We start from the raw sequence: 5,543 nt of genomic DNA on the forward strand, positions 1-5,543 counted from the left end.
CGGGGCGTGATGCTCTCGGCTCGCCTGCTGCTCACGCGGGGCACGGGCCGGGCGATCCTCTCGCGGGGCGCGTTCGGGGCGATCTTCGCGCGGCGCGCGCGGCGCACGCTCGGGCCGGTCGTCGCGCGGTGCGCGCGGGGCAGGTCCCATTTCGGGGGCTTTGTCCAAGGCGCGAGCGATGATGCCCTCATCCAATTGGCCGCCCTCACCAAGTGCTGACAAAAAGCCCGGCACGGCGGCCTCGGCCAGTTCGACAAAGGTCTCGGAGGCCTGCACGCGAATGGCCCCAATCGCGGATTTGTCCATATTGCCCGCGCGGCAGAGAAGCGGCAGCAACCACCGCGCCTCGGCCCGGTCATTGTTGCCGACCGATAGCGCGAACCAGCGGCTAGGGCCAAAGGCGGCGCGCTCGCGCACGGGGGCGGCTGCGCCGGGCGTGCTCAGTTCTTCGGGCGCGGACCAGCGTGATTTGTAGAGCCGCAGATAGGCGGCGGCGATCACCTCGGGGCTATGCAGCGCCAGCAACTCGGCGGCAAAGGCGCCTTCGGTCTCGGACGGTGTCTCGGACCAGACCGGATCGGACAAGAGCCGCTCGCGATCCTTGGCCTCGATATCCTCGGGCGTGGGGGGCGTGGTCCACTCGGCGGTGATCTTGGCGAATTTGAGCAGACGCTCGGCCTTGTTCGCCGATTTGACCGGGACGATCAGGGCAGAGATGCCCTTGCGCCCGGCGCGGCCCGTGCGACCGGAGCGGTGCAAGAGACCTTCGGAATTGGTGGGCAGTTCGGCATGCACCACCAGATCGAGGTTGGGCAGGTCGATGCCGCGCGCCGCGACATCGGTCGCCACGCAGACCCTTGCGCGCCCGTCGCGCATCGCTTGCAGGGCATGGGTGCGTTCGGTCTGGCTGAGTTCCCCCGAGAGCGACACCACGGCAAAGCCGCGATTGGCCAGACGCGCGGTCAGACGGGCGACCATGGCGCGGGTGTTGGCGAAAACGATGGCGTTCTGCGCATCGTGATAGCGCAAGAGGTTGATCACCGCACCTTCGGCATCGTGGGGCGCCACAGTCAGCGCCTGATAAGCGATGTCGGCATGTTGCTTGGCCCCGGTGTGGGTGGTCACGCGCTGCGCATCGCGCTGGAATTTTTCGGCCAGTTTGGCGATCATCGGCGGCACGGTGGCCGAGAACATCAGCGTGCGGCGATCCTCGGGGGCGGCGGCGAGCATGAATTCGAGGTCTTCGCGAAAGCCGAGATCGAGCATTTCATCGGCTTCGTCGAGCACGATGGCGCGCAGGCTGGTCATGTCGAGCGAGCCGCGATTGATATGGTCACAGAGCCGTCCGGGCGTGCCTACGACGATATGCGCGCCGCGCTCCAGCGCGCGCCGCTCATCGCGGGCATCCATGCCACCCACACAGGTCGCAAGCCGCGCTCCTGCTTCGGCATAGAGCCAGCTCAATTCACGCATCACCTGCAACGCCAATTCGCGCGTCGGTGCCACGATTAGCGCAAGCGGCGCTGCGGCGGGCGGCAGGCGGTCCGCGCCATCCAGCAGCGTTGGCGCAATCGCAAGACCAAAACCCACGGTTTTGCCCGATCCGGTCTGGGCCGACACCAAGAGGTCAGAGCCAGCCAGAGCAGGGTCCGTCACCGCCTCTTGCACCGGAGTCAGGGTTTCATAGCCGCGCGCGGCAAGAGCATTGGAGAGGGCAGGCAGGATCATGAGGGAGGTCGGTTCCGAAAAAGGGGTGCGGCTTGCGCGTCAAGCCGCGACGCATAGCTCAGTCACGCGCTCTTGTATATGGCAAATGCGCGGCACCGGCGCTGCCTCTTGTGGTCGCGCCGGGATTGCGCCACGGTAGGGCAAAACCCCGAATTTGCGAACAGGAGGCTGACCGATGCCCGTCAAGAACCGCTTTGCCGAATTGCACAATGACATAACAGAATGGCGTCGCGATATCCACGCCCATCCCGAAATCCTCTACGAGACGCATCGCACCAGCGCGCTTGTCGCGGAAAAGCTCAAGTCCTTTGGCTGTGACGAGGTGGTGACAGGGATCGGGCGCACCGGCGTCGTGGGGGTTATCAAAGGCCGCAGCACGGCCTCAGGCCGGGTGATCGGCCTGCGCGCCGACATGGACGCGCTGCCCATCCATGAGGCGACCGGCGTGGACTATGCCAGCAAGACCCCCGGCGCGATGCACGCCTGCGGCCATGACGGGCATACCGCGATGCTGCTTGGCGCGGCGCAATATCTGGCCGAGACCCGCAATTTCGATGGCACAGCCGTGGTGATCTTTCAGCCCGCCGAAGAGGGCGGCGCCGGGGGCCGCGAGATGTGCGAAGATGGCATGATGGACCGCTTTGGCATCCAAGAGGTTTACGGTATGCACAACTGGCCCGGCAAACCCGTGGGCAGCTTTGCCATTCGCCCCGGTGCTTTCTTTGCCGCGACCGATCAATTCGACATCGCGCTTACGGGCAAGGGTGGGCATGCCGCCAAGCCGCACGAGACCGTGGACACGACCGTCATGGCCGCGCATCTGGTGACGATGTTGCAGACCATTGCCAGCCGCAATGCCGATCCGGTGGATCAGGTGGTCGTGTCGGTCACATCGTTTCAGACCTCCTCGACCGCGTTCAACGTGATCCCGCAAGGGGTGCATCTGCGTGGCACTGTCCGCACCATGAGCCCCGAGATGCGCGATCTGGCCGAGCGCCGCATTCGCGCGCTCTGCGAGCATGTGACGGCAGGGTTCGGAGGCCGCGCCGAGGTCAGCTATCACCGAGGCTATCCGGTGATGATCAACCACGACGAACAGACAGAGTTTGCAGCCCGCGTTGCGGCCAAGGTCAGCGGCGGCTGTGAAGAGGCGCCCTTGGTCATGGGCGGCGAGGATTTCGCCTTCATGCTCGAAGAGCGTCCCGGTGCATATATCCTTGTGGGCAATGGCGATACGGCGATGGTCCACAGCCCCGATTACAATTTCAACGACGAGGCCATCCCGGCAGGCTGTAGCTGGTGGGCGGGGATTGTCGAAGAACGCATGCCGGCCTGATCCGGGGTGCCTTCAGAGCGGCTCGGCCATCAGCCAGACGCCGCCCTGTGGCCGCAGGGTCAGGATCATCACCGGGTCGGGGTCACGCCCCGGCACCGGGGTGAACCGGAACCGGGAGAGCAGGGTGGCGAGGATGATGACTGCCTCTTGCAGCGCGAAACTGGCCCCGATGCAGATACGCGGCCCGTCGCCAAAGGGCAGGTAGGCGTAACGCTCGATACTCTTGCGGTCGGCAAAGCGGTCCGGGTTGAACTGGTCCGGCTCTGGCCACAAGAGGTGGTTGCGGTGCAGCGCATAGATCGGGATGATCACGGTATCCCCGGCGCGAATGTCGCGCCCGCAGAGCGTATCGGCCACCTGCGCGGTGCGTGAAATGATGCCCGCTGGCGGATAGAGGCGCAGCGCTTCGTCGATGATCTGGCGGATATAGGGCAGGCGGGCCACATCCGCACCGGTGGCCGCGCGGCCGCCGAGCACGGAGTGCGCCTCGGCGCGGGCGCGCTCCTGCACGGCCTGATCATAGGCGCAGAGATAGAGCGACCAGCCCAGTGTAAGCGCCGTTGTCTCGTGCCCCGCCACGATGAAGGTCAGCAGGTTGTCGCGCAACTCGGGAGTGCTCATCCGGCGTTTTGTTTCCGGGTCCTCGCCCTCGAGCAAGAGATCAAGGAGGTCAGGCACGCCCTCTGATCCACGCGCGCGCCGCGCCTCGACGGCCTGATCGGCCACACGCTTCATCTCGGCCACGGACCCGCCCGACATCACCCGCCCCGGACGCGGCACCCAGTCCGGAAACCCGAGAATGTCAAAGAGCGAGATTTTGCCCGCCTCGGCGATATAGGCGTCGATGCCGCGATGCACGGCATTCACATCGAACATGCCATCGCCCGAAAAGGTCACATCGGCGATGACGTCAAAGGTGGTGCGCACCATCTCGGCGGCCATATCCACCGCGCGCGGGCCTGCTGCCGCCACACGCGCGGCGCTCTGCTCGGCTGCGGCGGTCATGATCGGCGCAAGGTTCATCACGTTGCGATGCGAGAATACCGGTGCCGCCGTGCGTCGCTGCCACCGCCAATGCGCGCCCTCCGCGATAAACAGCGACTCGCCGATGGCGGGGCGCAGGAGGTTCTTGGTGACGATGGATTTGGGGTAATTATCCAGCTCTTCCAAGAGCATCCGCCGGATTGCGCCGGGGTCCATCACCATATGCCAGCGCTTGCCCGTGCGCCCCGAGACCATGGGCTGCCGGGTGGCAATCTCGGGGATGATCGACAGGATGTTGCGCCTCGCGGCCTTGAGGCTGGCCAGCACGCCCATAGGCTCTGTCACCAAGGGCACATGCACGGGCGGGCAGTCGAGCGTCTGTTGGGGGATCGGCGGCATTGGGCACCTCTACGCGTTGCCTCATAGATAGGGCGCAGGGGGGGCGGGGGCAAATGATTGCGCAGGCGCGTCGTCTGGGCTATCCCTGCCCGAACTCTTACCTCTGGGGAATGCCTTGATGATCCGTATCCTCGCGCTCTTCGGGCTTGTCCTGATGGCCGCCTGCACCAATCCCAACGATCTGGACGAGGCCCCGGCCTATCTGGGCAACTTTCACCTCGGGCATAATGTCGTGGTGGCACCGAACCTGACCAAGGGCCCAGCCTCTCGCGAGGCCTCCAAGGAGGAGTGGATTGCGGCGATGACCGAGGCGATGACGGATCGCTTCGGGCGCTACGAGGGCACCAAGCTCTATCATCTGGGGGTGAGTGTCGAAGGCTATGTGCTGGCCATTCCGGGCGTGCCGCTTGTAGCTTCGCCCAAATCGGCGCTGATCCTGAATGTCACGGCATGGGATGATGCGAAGGCCAGCAAACTCAACGACAAGCCGCATCTTGTGACGGTGGTCGAGAGTTTTTCGGGCAATACCTTCCTTGGCTCGGGCCTGACCCAGAGCAAGGAAAAGCAACTCGAGAACCTCAGCCGCAACGCGGCCAAGCAGATCCAGAACTGGCTTGTGCAGCAGAACAACGAATTCGGCTGGTTCGAGGATGACGGCGTGCCCGCCAATGACAAACCGCGCCCCGCGGCGCGGCAGGCAGAGGCCCCTCAGGCAGAGGCGACCATCGTCCCTGCCACCCTGTCCGAGGATGCGCCTGCACCGGCCCCGGCGGAGACCCCAAGCGCCGCCAATCTCGCCAACGCCGCAGCCGAAGTGATCGAGGAGCCGGAGGTCGCACCGGCCCCCGCCGAGTGAAGCGAGAGGCGGCGAGGTAAGGCTTGATTTTCCCGGCGCAACCCAATAAACGGCGCGCGATGTAACCCTCGGGCCACCGCGGCCCCCCAACTGACAAGGCGTCCTGAAATATGGCAAAGGAAAAGTTTGCACGTACCAAGCCGCATGTGAACATCGGCACGATCGGTCACGTTGACCACGGCAAGACGACGTTGACGGCGGCGATCACCAAGTATTTTGGCGATTTCAAGGCCTATGATC

General features: G+C 65.0%; 5 protein-coding genes. 3 read left to right on the plus strand and 2 right to left on the minus strand.

Annotated elements, in window-relative coordinates; genetic code table 11:
- Positions 1 to 1,728, minus strand: a 1,728-nt coding sequence (locus tag KBT70_RS07520) for a DEAD/DEAH box helicase (protein ID WP_296630678.1), incomplete at its 3' end; no start/stop codon positions are given.
- A gap of 175 nt (positions 1,729 to 1,903) precedes the next feature.
- Between KBT70_RS07520 and KBT70_RS07525 the strand changes: the two genes are divergently transcribed.
- Positions 1,904 to 3,064: a M20 aminoacylase family protein gene (locus tag KBT70_RS07525; RefSeq protein WP_296630681.1), complete on the plus strand. Its 1,161-nt coding sequence runs from the start codon at positions 1,904 to 1,906 to the stop codon at positions 3,062 to 3,064.
- 12 nt (positions 3,065 to 3,076) lie between these two features.
- Here the strand turns inward: KBT70_RS07525 and KBT70_RS07530 are convergent, their stop codons facing one another.
- Positions 3,077 to 4,447 carry a cytochrome P450 gene (locus KBT70_RS07530; RefSeq protein ID WP_296630682.1) on the minus strand — a complete coding sequence of 457 codons (1,371 nt, stop codon included), beginning with the start codon at positions 4,445 to 4,447 and terminating at the stop codon, positions 3,077 to 3,079.
- Positions 4,448 to 4,565: 118 nt separating this feature from the next.
- Here KBT70_RS07530 and KBT70_RS07535 point away from each other — a divergent pair, with 118 nt between their 5' ends.
- Both KBT70_RS07535 and KBT70_RS07540 read left to right on the plus strand, forming a co-directional pair.
- Positions 4,566 to 5,303 carry a hypothetical protein gene (locus KBT70_RS07535; protein WP_296630685.1) on the plus strand — a complete coding sequence of 246 codons (738 nt, stop codon included), beginning with the start codon at positions 4,566 to 4,568 and terminating at the stop codon, positions 5,301 to 5,303.
- A 110-nt stretch (positions 5,304 to 5,413) separates the two neighbouring features.
- Positions 5,414 to 5,543 (plus strand): GTP-binding protein (locus tag KBT70_RS07540; RefSeq protein WP_296630688.1); only part of this gene is annotated, 130 nt, incomplete at its 3' end.

It is taken from the genome of Roseovarius sp. (assembly GCF_018066915.1).
In the GTDB taxonomy this organism is placed as follows: domain Bacteria; phylum Pseudomonadota; class Alphaproteobacteria; order Rhodobacterales; family Rhodobacteraceae; genus Roseovarius.

Excerpts from the sequence above, each read along its gene's own strand:
- KBT70_RS07525 (WP_296630681.1), top strand. The coding sequence starts at position 1,904 with ATGCCCGTCAAGAACCGCTTTGCCGAATTGCACAATGACATAACAGAA.
- KBT70_RS07530 (WP_296630682.1), bottom strand. The coding sequence starts at position 4,447 with ATGCCGCCGATCCCCCAACAGACGCTCGACTGCCCGCCCGTGCATGTG.
- KBT70_RS07535 (WP_296630685.1), top strand. The coding sequence starts at position 4,566 with ATGATCCGTATCCTCGCGCTCTTCGGGCTTGTCCTGATGGCCGCCTGC.